The 19,564-nt window shown below is 36.1% G+C and carries 11 protein-coding genes and 3 pseudogenes; 1 reads left to right on the top strand and 13 read right to left on the bottom strand.

Features of this window, described 5'->3' with window-relative positions; translation table 11 throughout:
- Positions 1-62: 62 nt before the first annotated feature.
- From ppc to JCM9152_RS17255, 11 genes and pseudogenes are all read right to left on the bottom strand, one after another.
- Positions 63-2,819 carry a phosphoenolpyruvate carboxylase gene (ppc, locus tag JCM9152_RS17305; RefSeq protein ID WP_035346595.1) on the bottom strand — a complete coding sequence of 919 codons (2,757 nt, stop codon included), beginning with the start codon at positions 2,817-2,819 and terminating at the stop codon, positions 63-65.
- 325 nt (positions 2,820-3,144) lie between these two features.
- Positions 3,145-4,659: a glycine betaine uptake BCCT transporter gene (locus JCM9152_RS17300; protein ID WP_035346594.1), complete on the bottom strand. Its 1,515-nt coding sequence runs from the start codon at positions 4,657-4,659 to the stop codon at positions 3,145-3,147.
- 455 nt (positions 4,660-5,114) lie between these two features.
- The gene (locus tag JCM9152_RS17295) at positions 5,115-5,297 is read right to left on the bottom strand and encodes a sn-glycerol-1-phosphate dehydrogenase (RefSeq protein ID WP_148296539.1); all 183 of its coding nucleotides are present in this window, start codon (positions 5,295-5,297) and stop codon (positions 5,115-5,117) included.
- A gap of 64 nt (positions 5,298-5,361) precedes the next feature.
- Entirely contained in the window at positions 5,362-6,321 is a 960-nt protein-coding gene (locus tag JCM9152_RS17290) for a glycoside hydrolase family 43 protein (RefSeq protein WP_035346592.1), read from the bottom strand.
- A 244-nt stretch (positions 6,322-6,565) separates the two neighbouring features.
- The gene (locus tag JCM9152_RS17285) at positions 6,566-7,663 is read right to left on the bottom strand and encodes a GntR family transcriptional regulator (protein WP_235715749.1); all 1,098 of its coding nucleotides are present in this window, start codon (positions 7,661-7,663) and stop codon (positions 6,566-6,568) included.
- A 183-nt stretch (positions 7,664-7,846) separates the two neighbouring features.
- Entirely contained in the window at positions 7,847-9,313 is a 1,467-nt protein-coding gene (araA, locus tag JCM9152_RS17280; RefSeq protein WP_035346589.1) for an L-arabinose isomerase, read from the bottom strand.
- A 51-nt stretch (positions 9,314-9,364) separates the two neighbouring features.
- The gene (araD, locus tag JCM9152_RS17275) at positions 9,365-10,054 is read right to left on the bottom strand and encodes an L-ribulose-5-phosphate 4-epimerase (RefSeq protein ID WP_035346588.1); all 690 of its coding nucleotides are present in this window, start codon (positions 10,052-10,054) and stop codon (positions 9,365-9,367) included.
- Positions 10,055-10,344: 290 nt separating this feature from the next.
- Positions 10,345-11,391: an aldose epimerase family protein gene (locus JCM9152_RS17270; protein WP_035346587.1), complete on the bottom strand. Its 1,047-nt coding sequence runs from the start codon at positions 11,389-11,391 to the stop codon at positions 10,345-10,347.
- 187 nt (positions 11,392-11,578) lie between these two features.
- Positions 11,579-13,089: pseudogene (arfA, locus tag JCM9152_RS17265) on the bottom strand (arabinosylfuranosidase ArfA).
- 274 nt (positions 13,090-13,363) lie between these two features.
- A pseudogene (locus tag JCM9152_RS17260) lies at positions 13,364-14,862 on the bottom strand (alpha-glucosidase/alpha-galactosidase).
- A gap of 108 nt (positions 14,863-14,970) precedes the next feature.
- Positions 14,971-15,864, bottom strand: coding sequence for an AraC family transcriptional regulator (locus JCM9152_RS17255; protein WP_035346586.1), 894 nt, complete (start codon positions 15,862-15,864; stop codon positions 14,971-14,973).
- Between the two features lie 310 nt (positions 15,865-16,174).
- On the opposite strand from JCM9152_RS17255, the gene JCM9152_RS17250 reads away from it, so the two are divergent.
- Positions 16,175-16,738 carry a hypothetical protein gene (locus JCM9152_RS17250; RefSeq protein WP_035346585.1) on the top strand — a complete coding sequence of 188 codons (564 nt, stop codon included), beginning with the start codon at positions 16,175-16,177 and terminating at the stop codon, positions 16,736-16,738.
- Between the two features lie 30 nt (positions 16,739-16,768).
- On the opposite strand, the pseudogene JCM9152_RS17245 reads toward JCM9152_RS17250, so the two are convergent.
- Positions 16,769-18,468, bottom strand: a pseudogene (locus JCM9152_RS17245) (ABC-ATPase domain-containing protein).
- Positions 18,469-18,487: 19 nt separating this feature from the next.
- Positions 18,488-19,495 (bottom strand): BMP family protein, encoded by a 1,008-nt coding sequence (locus JCM9152_RS17240; RefSeq protein ID WP_052016091.1) that lies wholly within the window; start codon positions 19,493-19,495, stop codon positions 18,488-18,490.
- Positions 19,496-19,564 lie beyond the last annotated feature (69 nt).

The raw sequence follows: 19,564 nt of genomic DNA, 5'->3' as shown, positions 1-19,564 counted from the left end.
TTTTTGTCTACGGTCTGAACTGTTAAAGGGTATCCCTTTAACAGTTCTTCATTTGAATAGAATCAACCTGTATTCACTAGGCCAGCAGCTACACCGGAAATCGTTAATAGCACTTCTGTTAACAGCTCATCAGGTGCATCATCCTCTAATTCACGCAATTTCTTAATAAGATCAACTTGCAAAAAGTTAAGTGGATCAACATAAGGGTTACGGCGCTGAACCGATTCTTTTATGGCAGGTGTATGCTCAAGTAACTCTTTATTACCCGTTATCTCAAGCAACACATTTCGTGTACGATGATATTCGTCCGCAATATCATTAAAAATCCGTTCACCCATTTCCTTATCTTGAACTAATTGTAAATATTCTCTCGCTGCTATTAGGTCAGCTTTAACAAGAGCCATTTGTAAGTTATTAATCGTTGATTGGAAAAATGGCCATTTCTTATACATCGTTTGCAATAAAGCTAGATTGTCCTTGCTAGCCGATGCAAATGTTTCTAAACCAGTACCAGCTGCATACCACGCAGGAATCATTTGACGTGATTGCGTCCAGGCAAACACCCAAGGAATAGCTCGTAAATCCTCGAAGCGCTGGCTATTTTTACGACTCATAGGACGGGAGCCGATATTCAACGCACCTAATTCTTTTAAAGGGGTTGCTTGGTTAAAATATGTTAAGAAATCTTTGTCACCAAATACTAATGACTGATACTTTGCTAAAGCTTTTTTAGAGACTTCCTCAAGCGCTTCTTCCCAAGACTTTTCTCGGAAATGCCCTTGCTCAGAATTCTTTGATACTTTCGCAGATGCTTCTAACAATGCAGATGCAGCTTGTTCTAGATTACGGTAAGCGATATCTCTTAATAAGTAACGAGAAGACAACACTTCACCTTGCTCGGTAATTTTGACACCATCATTCAACGTTTCAGCTGGCTGAGAAAGAATACTACGATTCAACGGACCGCCACCACGGCCAAGTGACCCTCCACGACCATGGAAAAATTTCAAACCTATATTAAATTCTTTAGCCATGTCATGGATTTCTTGTTGTGCTTTAAATAATTTCCAATTAGCCGTTAACGTTCCTCCGTCTTTACTACCATCAGAATAGCCAAGCATAATCTCTTGATGATCACCACGTTCCTTAACATGGTTACGATACACGTCCATTTCAAATAATGATTTCATAATAGCTGGTCCAGCAATTAAATCGTCAACAGTTTCAAGCAACGGAGCTACATTTAGACCACTTTCAACCTTACCATCAGCATAAAGACGGTAAATACCAGCTTCCTTAGCAAGAACTAATACTTCAAGTAGGTCGCTCGATGCTTGAGTCATACTTATAAGGTAAACTTGAATTGAACGAGTTCCAAACTCTTTATGAGCTTGCTTAATCATATTAAATACTTTTAATACTTCCTTCGTTTCTTTTGAGTAATCCTCTTCTAATAAAAGTACCGGACGAGGTTCTGTTAATACACTCTCAAGAACCTTTAACTTTTCTTCTTCTGGTAAATTTTTGTAATCTTCTGTTATATTAACAACTTTTAATAATTCTGCGATAGCTGATTCATGCTCACCACTATGATTCCGTATATCCAAGGTCGCTAAATGGAAACCGAAAAGTTCTACTTGTCTAATTAATTTTCGAACGAGACGAAGCTTTCGCCCTGAAGGCTGATGCTTTTCAGCGCTCTTCTTAATCAAGATTAAATCGTCCAGTAACTCTTCAGCATTATTATAGCCCTTATCAGATTTTCCTACTTCACGAATTCTTTTCAACACGATCGCAAATTTACGACGATACACTTCTGATTCAACTGGCCATAATTCATCATCATTTAAATAAAGCGATTCTTCCATCTCAACTGACTTTGCTAAATCATCGCTAACTGCTACTCGATATGTTGAATGACTGAAGCGCTTCATAATATCAACAACAGACTGTTCATACTTTTTTAGTACGAGGTCACGTTGTAATTTTAATGTCTCCCACGTAATTTCTGGTGTGACATTGGGATTTCCGTCTCGGTCTCCACCAATCCAAGACCCAAAGTGAAGGAAATTTGGTACAGTCCATTTGGCATTTGGATAGTATCCTTCAAGTTGATCTTCTAACTCTTGATGGATATCAGGTAATGCGTCAAATAACGTTTGATCAAAATAATAAAGACCATTCTTCACTTCATCAATAACCGTTGGCTTACGATGACGTAATTCGTCTGTTTGCCATAGAGCTGTCACTTCATTATATAAATCTTCATCTAACGCTTCTCTTTCCTTCTGCGTTAAAGTAGGGTTATCGAATTGTTGTAAAATATATGAAATGCGCTTTTGAATCTCTAAGACCGTTCTCTTAGTGGCTTCAGTCGGATGAGCTGTAATAATAAGTTCAATAGACAGATCATCGATCACCTTTTGAACATATTCTTCCGAAAACCCATGCTCTTTAATCGCTGCAACAGCACTTTCAATCGATACTGGTTGAACAACCCCATTTTTTTGAATTTGATACTGTCTACGTCTACGTATGCGGTGATTTTGTTCCGCAATGTTAACTAGGTGAAAATATACTGAGAATGCACGAATGACATTTTGACGTACGGGTGGCTGTAACGTTTGAATTTCTTCTTTTAACTTTCTGTATAAATCCTCATCATGATTTTTACGAAGATTTTTAGTCGTTTCACGTATTAATTCCACCTTATTAAATAAGTCTATCCCACCATGGTGAACTAGGATCTCTCCAAGGATATTACCTAACTTCTTCACATCATTCCTCAATTGTGAATGACTATCTGTAACATCAATCATCAAATCATCTCCTTATCCAAAAAAACTGTTCCCCTTTTTTTATGTATGTAAACCTAAAATTCAGGACTCTCTCAGACCCACATGGACATTTTCAGTCCCGTCAGTGACTACACTATGTAATCACACTACTATTGATAGTATCATAACTAGAAGAATTCAGGCAAATATTTTCTGACAATTCGACAAGATCCATCCCCTTCTAATTAAAACAAGGCGACGATCCTCCTTTTCATCTAGAAAGCTAAAAAGAAGGTTTGTCCCAAAAGATCTCCTCTTTTAGAACAAACCTTACATTACCATCGTAAGTTATAGATTAAATTCTTTTTTATTTCTCAAGTTTTTTCTTACGAGGATTGAAAAATAAACCTAATTCTTTCTTTTCTCGTGATAATGAACGATACAAAGAAATCATCATTAATAGCATAATAAATGAAAAGGGCAATGCTGCAATAATGAGGGCGTTTTGCAACGCTTGTAAACCGCCACTATATAACAAAATGACCGCTACCGCTGACTGAGCAACCCCCCATGTCAATTTAACTGAATTAGCTGGCGTTAAAGATCCATTAGTTGTTTGCATGCCAAGAACGAATGTAGCCGAATCAGCAGAAGTAATAAAAAAAGTAGTAATTAATGTAATCGCAATAACTGATAAGATTGTTGAAAGGGGCAATTCATTAAAGACCGCAAACAAAACTTCTTCAGTTGCAAATTGTGCCAAGTCTACTCCAGCGCTTTGAATATTGATTGCGGCTGTGCCAAACACCGAAAACCATAAAAAACTGACAAGGGCTGGTAATAATAGCACTCCAATAATAAATTCACGAATGGTCCTTCCTCGTGAAACACGTGCAATGAATATTCCAACAAATGGAGACCACGAAATCCACCAAGCCCAATAAAAAATCGTCCAACCGTTTATCCAACCTCTATGCTCTTCATTTAAAGGGGCAATTCGAAAACTCATGCGAACTATATTCTGTAAATACGTTCCAATCGTATCTGTAAATATGTTTAAGCTTAAAATTGTAGGTCCTAGTATGAATACAAGCAAAAATAAAAGAACAGCTAAGAACATATTTGTGTTACTTAAGTAACGAATCCCTTTGCTTATCCCTGTCCAAGCAGAGAGCATAAAGAGAACCGTTACTATAGCAATGATAATAAATTGAATGAGAACATTATTTGGAATTCCAAGTAAATAAGATAAACCACCATTAATTTGAGCGGCTCCAAACCCTAACGTTGTTGCAACCCCAACTACAGTTGCGAACACTGCTAATACATCAACTACATTTCCTAACCAACCTTCCATACTCTTTCCGAGTACTGGTTTTAATGTTGCGGAAATAAGTCCTGGCTCATCCTTTCGAAATTTATAATATGCTAATGCAAGTGCTACAATGGCGTAAATGGCCCAAGCATGAACGCCCCAATGAAAAAAAGTATACCTCATCCCTTCTTTAAAAGCGTCATTAGTCGAGCCTTCTGCTATTGGTGGTATCAAATAATGCGATAACGGTTCAGCAGCCCCCCAGAAAACTAAGCCAATACCCATTCCAGCACTAAATAGCATAGCAAACCACGTTCTTTTTGAATATTCTGGTTGTTCATCCGCTTTCCCAAGCTTAATAGCACCAACAGGACTAAAGATTAAAAAGATACAAAAAATCACAATGACTGTGACAAGAATTAAGTAATACCAACCAAGCCCTGAAGTAATAACGGCCTGTACATTTCCTGTCAACCTCTCAAAACGATTCGGAGCCGCAACTCCAAATATGACGGCAGAAAATACAATCGCAATGGTTATCCAAAAAACATTTGATATTTTATTCAAGTTACTTCCCCCTCATTTTTCCATAAAATTGATCAGGTTGCTTCATTTTCTTATCGTTGTACTAAGTAATTTGCCCAGTTTTCCCGAGACATACTACCTTATTTAAAAAGAATGCTTAATTCATCTAGCCTGTCGACAGAGTTTTTGGTGATTTAAGAACGATTCCATGATAATTCGACAAATCCGCTCTATAATTATTCTGACAAAGGACGTCCTCGTATGAATCCATTCGTCATAGGATTTTCAACAAAAAGAACCCGAATCAAAAAGATCCGAGTTCTTAGACAATACATACATAAAGAAGTATGAAGTTTCTTGTTATTCACATTATTATAATAAAGTAACGTAACACGCTCACGAAGAAGATGAGCTTCTTGAAGGCTCGTATCAACTATACGTTGTGAAATCCCTAAATCATCTGGTGATGTTATTCCACCTACTCTATTCATTAAGTCTTACAATTTAGCTGGTTCTATCAATCGTTGCAAAAGCTTATTAATTTTCGCTTCATTCTCAATTGTTTTGATTCCATCTTCAGTAAAGGAATAGTTCAAGTATTTCTTATATATAGAAGCAATGATTATCGTTGTAAAGCCAACTTTAGCACCGTGAAGAAGTTGCTTCTTACCCTCTTTCAAAAATTCCATTTCTCAATATGTGAGAGGTGATACTCAGCACCAAGCGGTATGCGATTCCTAATGACTATCTTTCATCACGAATTGGGACATTGAATTGAGGAAAACCGTTCTTATCATAATTAAAAACTTGGGCGCGAGTATGACGGTTAGGGTCATAAAGAGGATCCCCTTCAATGTCCTTATAATTTCTCGCGTGATAAATTAGTACATCATTATTTCCATCTTCTGTAGTCGTAAAGCTATTATGTCCGGGACCATATTGTCCAGTTTCTTCATTTGTTTTAAAGACTGGTTCAGGAAGCTTATACCATGATTGCGGATCTAGTAAATCGCTTTCTTCATCTGCAACTAACAAACCCATACAGTAGTTATAATCTGTCGCACTTCCAGAAAAGGTCATAAATATTTTGCCATTTCGTTTTAAAACAGCTGCCCCTTCGTTTACAAAAAAACCAATTTTCTCCCATTCGTATTCAGGGGTCGCAATCATAACTTGCTTCCCTTTTAATGTCCAAGGATTTTCCATTTCTGAAATGTATAAATTAGAGTTCCCTTCAATTTCAGGATCTTTTTGTGCCCAAACGTAATACCGTACTCCTTTATGTTCAAAAGATGTAGCATCTAAGGCAAAGCTTTCCCATTTCGTCTTCACTTGACCCTTTTCCACCCACTCACCCTCAAGAGGGTTTTCAGCTTCATTTTCTAAAGCGAACATACGGTGATCAAACAATCCTTCTTTCGTTTCAGTTGTTCGAGCGGAAGCAAAATAAATATACCATTTGCCATCAATATAATGAATTTCTGGAGCCCAAATGTTCGCACTCATTACCCCAGTATCATGCTTTCTCCAAGCTACAATAGGGTCAGCTTCTCTCAATCCATTAATCGTTTTAGCTCTACGAAGCTCGATGCGGTCATACTCTGGAACAGAAGCAGTAAAATAATAATAACCGTCCTCATGCTTATATACCCATGGATCGGCACGTTGTTCAATTAATGGATTTTTATAAGGTTGTGTGTTCATTTTCTTTCACCCTCCTACACATAAGTAAATATTAATTAAATTACCAAAACATTAATCATACGAACAAAAAAATATAACGTTAATCAATATTTAATGTTGTACGTACAATAACAGTTTATATGTTTTTTGGCTTCTTTACAAGAGATAAACAGTAAAAAAACTACTATGATCTATTCTCTTTACAGCAAGTCTAAAAAAATGAAAAAGCCATTAAAAGAACGCTAAATTCTTTTAATGGCTTTACTTAATTAATAGGTGTCGTCGAATGCCTTAAGACTAATTCCGGATGATAAACAATGGATTCCAACGACTGATTTTCTTTATTTCGTTGTTCTTTTTCGATCATTTGAATAATCATTTCAGCGGCTTGCTCACCCATTTTTATTTTAGGGTGACTAACGGTTGTTAATTTCACTTCGGAAATTTCGGCAAGAAATGAATCATCATACCCAACAATGGACATATCTTTAGGGACTTGCAATTTTTTTGCTCGTAAAAGATCGAGTAAAATTAAGGCGAGTTCATCATTGTAGCAAACGAGTGCTGTCGGTTTCTCATTTTGTGATAGTAACTTTTCTAGTTCTTTTGTAGGCTTTTCAAGCTTTTCTTCGGAATAGTACGTAATAATATTTTGAGGGTTAATAGAAACTTGATGTTTTCGGTGAGCTTTAACATACCCTTTCATTCGCTTGATCCCTTGATTATCGTCCGTTTTAAATAAGCCAACAATATTCGTATGTCCTTGTTGAATTAGATGTTCCGTTTGCAAATATCCGCCTTTTTCGTCATCTAATAATAAGCAAATGGGCTCCAATTCATCATAGAAAGCGTTTATCATTATATACGGAATATTCATTCTTTCTAAATTGAAATAATAGTTAATATTAGGATTCGCAAATGAACTTTTCGTCGGCTCTACGATGATGCCATCCACAGGTTGAGATAATATATGTTCAAGAATACGCTGTTCATTTTCGATTTTATTATTTGTACTAAATAAACTAACTTGATAACCTCGTTCACTTAAGTAAGATTCAGCTCCACGTATGATGCTAGGAAAAATGTAATCTGAAATAAATGTTGTAATGATCGCTATCGTTTTCGTATCATTGGTATGTGTTCTATCTTGTTTCGTTCTATCTGCACAGAAAGTACCTGAACCTTGTTCACGATATAACCAGCCTTCTGATACCAATTCACCAATCGCAATACGAATAGTATGTCTACTTACTTCGAATTCTTTCATTAATTCATTTTCTGAATTAATTTTTTGATTAGGTACATATGTCCCATCTAAAATTCTTGATTTAATCGCTTGTTTTACTTTACTGTATTTTGTCACAACCGAAACCTCAATTCTACACGTACTTATAAATATACGTACATGTTACCACATTATCCACCTAATACGCAAAAATACTTCAATATTCTAACGCATTCATAAGGGAGAAATGATGAGAAAGTGTCTTAAATGGTAGGCCCATCTAAGACACTTTTCTGTTGATACTTCGTAGGATTTTACATTTTAACGAAAGGCAATATCATTCCACCTTAATTCGTTTTGGAACGCCATTACATTAGTCGAATCATTAATAAAGACACATTCAATATTGACCATTGTTGCCCAATCATATAATTGCTCTGGTGTAACTTTAAATGAAAATACCGTATGATGAGCACCACCGGCATAAATCCAAGCTTCTGCCGACTCACTCAACGACGGCTTAGGCTTCCAAAGAACCTTAGCAACTGGTAAATTAGGCATTTCCTTCTCCGGTTTAACTGCTTCAACTTCATTAATAATTAGACGGAAACGATTCCCTAGATCAACAATAGATGCATTTAATGCCGGACCTTCATCACCATCAAATACCATGCGTGCCGGGTCATCTTTACCACCAATACCTAGTGGATGCACTTCTAGCTTTGGACGAGTTGCTGCGACAGTTGGACATACCTCCAACATATGAGAGCCGAGTACTAACTCATTACCTTCTTCTAAATGATACGTATAATCTTCCATAAATGATGTTCCTTCACCATCAGCTATGATCTTCATTAAGCGAACAAGAGCTGCTGTTTTCCAATCTCCTTCACCAGCAAATCCATAGCCTTGCTCCATTAAACGCTGAACTGCTAAACCTGGCAATTGATCCATTCCATGTAAATCTTCAAAGTTCGTTGTAAATGCTGTAAATCCGCCTTCTTCTAAAAATGCTTTCAATCCAAGCTCAATTTTCGCTTGATATTTAATCGACTCAATGTTCTCTCCATCAGCAATATCATACTGTTCTTTGTATTCATTGAACAGTCTTTCCACATCATCTTGAGAGAATTCATTCATTTTAGCAACTAAATCACCGATACCAAAATATGACGTAGACCAACCGAATTGAATTTGAGCTTCGACTTTATCGCCTTCCGTAACCGCTACTTCACGCATGTTATCTCCAAAGCGAGCAATTTTTAATGTTTTGCTTTCTTCAAAAGCTACAGCTGTTTTTATCCAACTATCTACACGACTGATCACTTTTGGGCTTTGCCAATGCCCTACAACTACTTTACGTCCTATTTTCATTCTAGAACCGATAAAGCCATATTCTCTGTCACCATGAGCTGATTGATTTAAATTCATGAAGTCCATATCAATTTTATCCCAAGGGATATCGCGATTAAATTGAGTATGCAAATGTAATAATGATTTGCGTAATTCTGAAAGCCCAGCAATCCACATTTTAGCTGGTGAAAATGTATGCATCCAAGTAATGATACCTGCACATTTCTCATCTGAATTTGCTTCAATACAAAGTTTTCTAATTTCATCAGCAGTTTTTACAACAGGTTTAAAGACGATCTTATAGGCAAAATCATTTTCATTTAACCCAGTAACAATTTGCTCGGAATGATCAGCAACCTGATCTAATGTTTCAGGTCCATATAAATGTTGACTACCTGTAACAAACCAAAACTCATATTCTTTTACCTTTAACATTCCTGCATCCTCCTAAAAACGAATTTGTTTTCATTTATTTCAAAAGAAAAATTACCTTTGTCCATAGTAAGCATTCGCACCATGTTTACGTAAAAAATGTTTATCAAGTAAATCTTGATCCATTGCTGTCGTATGAGGGTTTAATTGCAAAGTACGAGATGCCATTTTTGCAACTTCTTCTAAAACAACCGCATTATGAACAGCATTATTAGGATCCTTCCCCCATACAAAAGGAGCATGAGACTTCACTAATACTGCTGGAACTTGCATAGGGTCAATATCTTTAAATGTTTCGACAATGACATTACCTGTCTCTAATTCATACGCTCCCTGAATTTCCTCTTTCGTCATATCTCGCGTACAAGGAACCTCTCCATAAAAATAATCAGCTTGAGTTGTGCCAAATGCCGGTATTGATTTCCCCGCTTGAGCCCAACTTGTTGCCCATGGCGAATGAGTATGAACAATTCCTCCAATACTTGAAAAAGCTTTGTACAACGCAACATGAGTAGCAGTATCTGAAGACGGCTTAAGGTTACCCTCTACCACTTCACCCTCTAAGTTAACAACAACCATGTCATCACGTTTTAAATCGGAATACTCTACTCCACTAGGCTTAATAACTACTAGGCTCGAATCTCGATCAATGCCACTCACATTTCCCCAAGTAAAAGTAACGAGTTCATGCTTAGGTAGCGCAAGATTCGCCTTTAAAACAGATTCTTTAAGACTTTCTAACAACTATCACAACCCCTTTCAACTAGTGTTAAATGCCCTTAAACCTATTATACACTTGTACGTACAATAAATAAATAGTTTTCTCTATAATTTGTAGAATAAGAAAAGCATGCGTCTTGAAAATGCTATTAGAATTAGGATAGCTTTTCACAAAATGTATTCCGCAATGAAACCGATGTTCTTGACCAAACTTACTCATTCTTCCTTGATTTTTCATCCTAGAAACTGTTTTTATCAAACAAAAAAATGACCGAAAAAAGTCACTTCTCTTTTCGGTCAAAGTCTGCAATCATTTAATTCGTTGTAAATGTATACGTTGTTCTTCTCTTGTATTCAGTCCCTTTTTTAACAATAATAGATGGAAAGTGATCGTGATGAATGGCATCAGGTAGTCCTTGGGTTTCAAGACACAAACCTAAATACTTTTCTGCAGGAACATTTCTAATTGAAAAATCTTCACTTATCATGTTCCCTGTATATAAGACTACACTTGGTTCATTCGTTTCGATGATGAGTACACGACCACTTTGCTCGTCTTCGAGACGAATTTCTTCATCTTGATTTTTATCTAAAAGGAACGGGTGATCATAACCATTTCCAGCTAACTGGTTTTGTTTTAAATTTGAGTGAATACCATCTAGTATTTTTCTTCCATTTGTAAAATCAAAAACAGTGTCTTCACTATCAACGAATTCTCCAGTCGGCATTAAATCATCAGCTAAACTTAAATACTGTTTACTTTTTAATGTTAATTGATGTTCTTTAATCGTGCTTTTTACGTTGCCACTCAAGTTGAAATATGTATGATTCGTCAAATTTATTAACGTATCTTGATCAGGAATAGCTTGATAATCGATAGCAAACTGATTATCGTTTGTTAACGTATATGTAACTTGTATTGAGACATTCCCAGGGTATCCTTCTTCTCCATCAAAACTGTGATAAGTGAAAACAACACCAATTTTATTAGGCTCTTCAAAAGGTTCAGATTTCCAAATAACCTTATCGTAGCCTTTTATTCCTCCATGTAAATGGTTAGAACCATCATTTTGTGCTAGAGTATATGTTTGATTGTTTAATGTAAATTGAGCACCTTTTATGCGACCCGCAACTCTACCACATACTGCCCCGAAATAAGGAGAATGCCCCACATATTCCTCAATTGAATCAAAACCGAGTACAACATTTTCAATTTGACCTTCGCGATCAGGTGTAGAAATTCGTGTAATAATACAACCGTAATCAATGCTAGTAACTTCCATTCCTCTATCATTTGTTAATGTATAAGCATATACATTTTGACCGTCAACTTGTCCGAACAGATCTTTAATTATCTTCATTAAAACTCTCCTCCTCTAATCACAACATCACTTCTCTCCATTTGAAGAAAACGAATTCATTATCATCATACACTAGCTTCGATGTTTTTTACAACGTAAGAAAATACATTACGTGAAATTATATTCACCCTTTAAAATCTAGTATTAATGATTAAGGAGCCGCCTCAAGGCGACCTCTAAGAGATTTTTATCGTTTGCTTAAACGAATAACATTCCAAGAAGCATTTGAAAGAACCGCTTGAATACTTCCATTCTCAAGCTGTGCGTTCCCGTTAGAGTGAGGCTTTACAACTTGCTCATCAACGGTATTTACCGCTTTTAAGTTCTCATGTTCTAAAACGATATGTTCATTAAGTTGATACCCTTCAAAGCTACGAACATCAATTGAAAATTCTAACGACTCATGAATATGACGATTTAAGGCAAAGATCGTTACTTCTTCTTGTTCTTCATTATAAACAACCGCACTATCAACATAAGGAACATCTGTGAAATCTTTCGTATCGTATACAGGAGAAGAAATAACTGGTTTTAAAGATATCCCTCTTCCAAATACAGAAGCATGCATGTATGGATAGTAAATCGTTTGTTTCCATGCACGACCTTCATTTTCGGTCATAATAGGAGCAATCACATTAACTAACTGGGCCATACAAGCCATTTTAATTCGATCTGCGTGCTTTAAGAACGTAATTAGAATACTACCAACTAGTAAGGCATCTTCAAAATTATAATGGTCTTCAAGTTGCGGAGGAGCAATTGTCCAAGCTCAATTTCTTTATCCGCCTGATGAGAATGATACCAAACATTCCATTCATCAAAACTTAAATACATTTGTTTTTTACTACGTTTTTTTGCCTTAATATAATCACAAGTCGAAATAACCGTTTTAATAAAGTGATCCATTTCAAGAGCATTCGCTAAATAGTTCTCTGAGTCATCATCCGGGTTACCAAAATATTGATGTAATGAAATAAAGTCAACTTGCTCATACGTGTGCTCTAACGTCGTTGCTTCCCATTGTGGAAATGTCGGCATTTTCGAATTAGAACTACCGCATGCAACGAGCTCAATTGTAGGATCAACCAATCTCATAGCTTTAGCTGTTTCTTGAGCTAAACGGCCATATTCATCGGCTGTTTTATGACCAACTTGCCAAGATCCATCCATTTCATTTCCTAGGCACCATGTTTTAATGTTATGAGGTTGCTCATATCCATGTTCTTTTCTTAAATCACTCCAATATGTTCCTCCTGGGTGATTGCAGTATTCGATAAAATTTCTAGCGGCATCAATACCACGAGTTCCTAAATTGATCGCCATCATCACTTCAGAGTTAACGTTCTTAGCCCAGTCAACAAATTCATTTGTCCCGACATCATTCGGTTCAATTGTTCTCCATGCAAGCTCTAAACGACGAGGACGTTGTTCCTTAGGTCCTACTCCATCTTCCCAATTGTAAGCAGAAACCATATTACCACCTGGGTAACGTACGATCGGAACTTGTAAGTCTTTCACTAAATCGATGACATCTTTACGAAAACCATGTTCGTCAGCATTTTGGTGATTAGGTTCATAAATCCCACCATATACCGCTCTTCCTAAATGTTCAATAAAAGACCCATAAATTCTTGAATCGATTTCAGCAATTTTGAATTCCTTGTCTACAACCATTTTCGCTTTTTTTAACTGATTCATCGTTCTCCTCCTCCAGTACTGCTTTTTCGTAAAGTTAAACGTTTACAAAACTTCGCAAAAAATTATTATTGTTAATGAATTAATAAATAAATTAACTATTAGCTTTTATTATAGTAAAGCTTTCTTTCCTTGTAAATAGTTTGTGCATACAAATATATTTTCAATGTATGATAGTTGTACGAATGAGATTGAAGTGAGTACATCTTTTATTTTACTGACTCAGTAGAAAAGGCATTCTAAAGTTATACGCATTTAGAATGCCTAGCTAACACTTTTACAATGAAGGTCTTTCTTTTGCTTTATCAGCTTCAGTAGCATTCTTCATCGCTTCATCACGGTTTTCTTGCATTTCTTTAATTGACTTTGTTTTTAATCGAGCTGCTCCTTTATAGTTACGAGTAGGAATTAATTCCTCTGAGGACAATCTTTCTTTCGCCAATTCTATCGCTTCTACATATTGTGGTAGCCATTGCTCTTGTGCCACAAGCATTTCATCTACTAATTGCCAGATTTCAGGTGGGTTACAAACTGCTCCTACTAAAGGATCCATCATAAATGCTTGACGTAGTAGTTGATCATTGCCAAGGATTGCTGCTTCAACGGATAGTCGTTGTACGGAAATGCTCGTTTGACAAACTGACGCACACCCTAAAGGTAACTCACCTACATGAGGCATATTAATACCATTACGGTCTACATACCTGGCGCCTCAATGATGGCATCATCTGGCAAATTGGAGATGATTCCATTGTTTACTACATTAAAGTGTCCACGATAAATTCGCCCCGTCTCTAGACCTTCAACAATATATGATCCATGTTCCTCACCACGCTCTTCGGAGGAATATGTGTAGGCTGGCTCCTTCAACCAGTTTGGAAAATCAGTTTCAAACCATGTCCTTCCTTCCGTACAAACCCGTAAATATCCTCCCGTTTCCCCATTAATCCAACTTCCAAGGTCAATCCAATCATGAACCTCTTTTGATCGCTTACGATACCAAGGCACATATTCACTTAAATGTCCGTTTGATTCGGTACTATAATAGCCAAACCGTTTCAGCATATCGATGCGTACCTTTTCCGTTTTTCTAAATTCAGGATGGCTCTCGAATGCTTCTAACATACGGTCTGTCAAATCTTCTCCATTGTGCTTTACTTGGATATACCATGTTTGATGATTAATACCAGCACAGACTATATCAATTTCTTCTTTTTTTAATCCGAAAGCTTCTGCAATTTGTCGATGGCCACCTTGAACACCATGGCATAGACCAACCGTACGTACACCACCATACTTATTACAGGCCCACGTTAACATCGCCATTGGATTTGCATAATTTAATTGTAAGCAATTAGGTTCACTTACTTCTCGAATGTCTTTACAAATATTCATCATTTCTGCTATACCGCGCTGACCGTACATAATACCACCAGCACAAAGTGTATCCCCTACACATTGATCTATTCCGTATTTTAGCGGAATTTCAATGTCTGTTGAGAATGCTTCCAATCCTCCTATTCGTACGACAGTAAAAATATAGCGTGCGTTCTTCAAAACTTCTCTACGATTCAATGATGATTGAATTTGAATATTCAATCCATTTTCATTAATATCTCGTTGGCAAAGTTCTGTTACCATGTCCAAGTTTTGTTCATTAATATCCGTGAATGCGACTTCAATATTGTGAAACTCAGGAACAGATAACAAATCACGTAATAATCCTCTCGTAAATCCAATACTTCCAGCACCAATAAAAGCGACTTTAAATGACATATAATCATCTCCTTTTTCAAAGATCCAGTTCAATGAAAATTGTAGCATTAAGAGGAGATACACCGCTTTCAAATTTCTGACGTTTCTTCAGGATAAATGTATAAAATGCTAACTTATAATAGAAGAATGATTTCGCACTTGTTTTGTTTCATTTCGAAATTGCAATGGGCTTACCCCTACATTTTTTTTAAATAAAGTACTAAAATACTGACCACTGCTCATTCCAACATAATCAGCGATTTCTGTTATAGGAATATCTGTGCGTTTTAATAAATCTTTTGCTTTATCGATACGATGTGAAAGCAAATAATCCATAATCGAAATTCCAGTGTATTCTTTAAAAATGCGATGCAGATAACTAGGATGTAAATGAACGGAATCGGCAATATCCTTTACCTTAATCGAACAGTCATAATGATGATGAATATAATGAATCGCCTTTTTCACATATGGGTGATTCCATTTCGATTGAAATTGCTTCGCCTCTTGATCTAGTTGAGCTATTTTTATTAATAATTGACACAAGTACAATCCGACCATTAATTGATTTTGCTTTTCCTTTTTATCAAGTTCGAGAATTAGACTTTTTAATATAAGGTACACTTCACTTGAATCTTCAAGCACATTAAAATCACGTGCACATTTTAGGAACGACATTAAATGCTCGTCGTCTGTGGCAAGATCGGAAACGGAAGGTATCGAAACACTATTTTGACTGAACATAAATTCTACATTCAGCATTCGACAATATTGATCATTTCGAACGATTAATCGATGCTTAACATTTGAATCAATAAGAATAAATTGACCTTTCTTCATCCGTATTCTCTTCTGCTCAAAACCAATCTCACATTCTCCTGAAATAACATACATAATCTCAACTTGTGGATGACTATGATTATCCATTTCGTAACTATGCCATTGTTTGTAATAATAAAAGACAATTGTAGGATAAAAGTCAGATTGTATTAAAGCAGAATTATAGAGACTCATATAAGTCATGAAGGATTCCCCCTAATCAATTTATAAAACTTATTCAAGTACATACTTTTTATTGATAATACCTTATTTCCATTAAGTCAACAATCAATGAATACATCTTTTCATTCAATAAGAGACATCTCTAACCGTCTCATAGTGGATTTAGCATGAATGAAAACTCGTTGCGGTCAAGTTCCTAAAGTGGCTCATATTCTAATTCAAGTCACTCATATTTTCGTTAAACCACTATATTTTACGCCTAAATGGATAAACCGTTTCATGTTGGAAACAATAAAAATACAGAAGTAGTCATTAGGAGGATCATGCTTTTATGAAAAAAGAACAACTATACGAAAGCATTCTAGACAAAAAAGAGGAGCTTCTTACACTAACCAGGCAATATTGGTCGCAATATGCAGGTATAAATACGTGGTATTTTTGGGGGAATATCGCTACGATCCTACTACCGCTCTTTATATTATATGTACTAATAGACCGCAAACGAATCTTCGAAATAACCTTTTTTGGTTATACTGCTCATGTCCTTTGGGCAAACATTGATAATATTCTTTCCATGAACAATTTAATTATACACCCACATAGCTTAACGCATATGCTACCCGTTGGTGTCACGGTTACGGCTGTATTGTTTCCTGTAACATACATGCTTATTTATCAATTTTGCACTAACTATAATCGAAATTTTTACTTATATGCTGTCGTTGCTTCGATTATTTTCGCGTTTGGCTTTGGGGGGCTTTCACTACTTATAGACTTATTACGTTTAGAAAACGGCATGAATTTGTTTTACTTATTTCTTATTGACATAATTGTGGCTTTTTTATCCTTATGGTTAACAAAATTATTTTTGAAAATAAAAGGAACGTACGCTTAATCCTCAAACTAGCGCACATCCCTTTCATTTTTATTTTATTTGAACTGAGCGCAATCGATTTAGAGCAGCCATTATTTCAAAGGCTCTTGGTCTTGCTATATCACCAGGATGTCCATTATGTTGAGATACAGAAGTGATCCCTCGTTTATTCAACTGTTCTTCAATTAATTCAGCTAGCTCCTTTAAACTACACTGTTGAACTAAGTTGTTATTTCGTTCTACGTAATACAATATATCTGCTATCATTCTCGTTTGACTTTCATCAACCAACTGCTCAATAGAATGAAGATTAATACTTTGGGAGCCATACTGAATTTCATACATCCCCCGTGCTTTCACCCTTCTTTTTCTTCCTTCCATGCTATTCAAACTATTGGGCAATAAATAGCGATCTGCTACTTGACCAAATGAATTCCCACCTTCATGCTGACGATCTATCTGAATTTGTTGAGCTATCGCTTTAGCTTCACCTGTTACTTCGAATGGAACGTATTCTTTCATTTTAATCACACAATCAGCTACATCGAAATAATCACCTGAGCCGCCCATCACAATGATGCTAGAGATATTCTTTTCATTTTTTAATTGTTCGATCTTATCAATAAAAGGTGTAATAGGTTCTGATTCTTTCTCAATTAATTGCTGCATTCTTGCATCGCGTATCATAAAGTTTGTCGCTGTCGTATCTTCATCAATAAGAAGTATCTCTGCTCCAATTTCAATCATTTCCATCACATTGGCTGCTTGCGAAGTACTTCCACTAGCATTATCTGTTGAAAAACAAGTCGTATCGTTTGAAAATGGTAAAGACCTAATAAAAGGAGAAATATTTACACTTCTTACGCTTCTTCCATCTTCAGCACGGATTTTCACCGCCTGTTTGTTTGTTATGACAAACTCTCGTCCATCACCTTGACAATGATCATAAACACCACTTTCTATCGCTTTTAAAAGCTCGATTTCCCATGATAGCCACCGCCGACGATTAATGTAATCCCTTTTTTAATAACCATCCCTTTTATAGGCTCAACCTGATGAGGAACTTTTATTGCGATTTCTAGACTACTTGGTGAAACAAAAGGAACAACATCTTTATTCATTGACTGATCACTTACACCACTTTCACGAGCGAGTATGGCTTCATTTGCAATAAATGCAATAAACTGATGTTCTTTTAAATATCGTCGTATGGTTTGTTGTTGATCAGCTAATTTTATTTCATTATACAAATCCGTCTCATTAAGTGTAAAAAGGGAGTTTGCGATAATTGTAGGAATGTAGGTGCATAATAGCTTCACAGCATCCTGGCCGGCAATCCGTCTACCATTAGCAGGTAAACCAACACTAAGGCAAATAGTAACGAACTTATGATCAATCATGACCGCTGAACGTTCAATCACTTTTTGACTTGGTTCATCAAATAAGATTAGACCACTTTTCCCTGATCCTCTTATATTTCGGTTTTGTTTTTTAACCGCATAACCTACTTTTCTTGCTATTGTGTCCTCACAGCGTATTCGATGATAGGATCGCTTACACCAATCCTCTTTCATTGCTGTTTTGTTCAAGGGAATACGAAGGCGTATTTTTGACGGGCTAGCATATGGATCCCCTTGAACATAATCAATATGAAGAAAGAAATGTGAAAATTGATACATACCTTGTATTTCTTTATAAGACTTATATCCTTTTTGATCTATTTTATATAAGAGCTTCTTTAATCGATCCATGTCGTAACCCTCCAGTCCATTATTGTCTATCCTCCAAAGGGTTAGGAATAACAATCTCCTTCGAAATAATTTGTTCTTTATAATGATTTAAAACTTGTAAGACCTCTTCATTTATAACATGATTTAATGGTGAATCAGTAGGATGAGTAATATGTGTCACTCCGATAAACTCCTCTTTTAATCCATAAGTATATTCCTTTCCTTGAAAGGTCTCATTTAAGAATAACTCAAGTGTATGATAAACGGCTTCATCTGCCATTTTCAATTGTGAAATAAGAATGTGCTCTGGGTCAATTATTAATTGATCATGGTCTTGTCCAGCAGTATAAAACCCCTCTTCTAGTGCTGCTTCAAAAACACCATAATTACCAACAGCAGCTGCACCAGCAACAAAGTCCGCATTATCACGTGCGAATTCAATTGCTATATCCTTTGCAGTAGCAGGGTCTGCAAAATGACCGACATAGTCTATTATAACCTTAGCCTCAGGATTTACAGTGTGAACACCTAACTCATAACCAGTTACCCACTTTTGCAATAACGGTACATCCATTGCAGCCACCATTCCAACCACATTCGTTTCCGTTATATAACCTGCTAGTACACCAAGTAAGAAAGAAGCCTCCTGCTCTTGAAACGTAATACTCGCCACATTAGGAAGATCCACGAAAAAGTCAACGATTAAAAAAGATTGAGAAGAATATTCAGAAGCGACATCATATAAAGCATCGTGGGCTTTATACGTTCCAGTCACAATTAAATCATACCCTTCATTTGCATAATAGCTTAGATAATCATATAATTGTTCCTCATTTTTTGATTCAATCGTGTTTACATGCATATTATTTTCTTCACTAAATCGTTCAATACCTATTCGAATATCGTTTAGAAATGGATTAGTACCCATTCTCTCAGGTAGAATTAACAAAATGGAATGTTCATCACTTGTAAATATTTGATCATTTTGATCACTAGCTTCACACCCTACTAGTAGAAAAGCCGATAGCAAGAATAGTACATATTTCAAGATAATTGACCTCGTTTCTTAGAAAACTAACATAGTCCTTAAAATAAACAATAATAGTGAATACGTCAA

This window comes from Halalkalibacter hemicellulosilyticusJCM 9152, assembly GCF_000513115.1.
GTDB lineage: Bacteria > Bacillota > Bacilli > Bacillales > Bacillaceae_D > Halalkalibacter > Halalkalibacter hemicellulosilyticus.
This window is presented reverse-complemented; position numbering and strand designations above follow the sequence as displayed.

Excerpts from the sequence above, each read along its gene's own strand:
- JCM9152_RS17290 (WP_035346592.1), bottom strand. The coding sequence starts at position 6,321 with ATGAACACACAACCTTATAAAAATCCATTAATTGAACAACGTGCCGAT.
- JCM9152_RS17255 (WP_035346586.1), bottom strand. The coding sequence starts at position 15,864 with ATGACTTATATGAGTCTCTATAATTCTGCTTTAATACAATCTGACTTT.
- ppc (WP_035346595.1), bottom strand. The coding sequence starts at position 2,819 with ATGATTGATGTTACAGATAGTCATTCACAATTGAGGAATGATGTGAAG.
- araA (WP_035346589.1), bottom strand. The coding sequence starts at position 9,313 with ATGTTAAAGGTAAAAGAATATGAGTTTTGGTTTGTTACAGGTAGTCAA.
- JCM9152_RS17270 (WP_035346587.1), bottom strand. The coding sequence starts at position 11,391 with ATGAAGATAATTAAAGATCTGTTCGGACAAGTTGACGGTCAAAATGTA.
- JCM9152_RS17250 (WP_035346585.1), top strand. The coding sequence starts at position 16,175 with ATGAAAAAAGAACAACTATACGAAAGCATTCTAGACAAAAAAGAGGAG.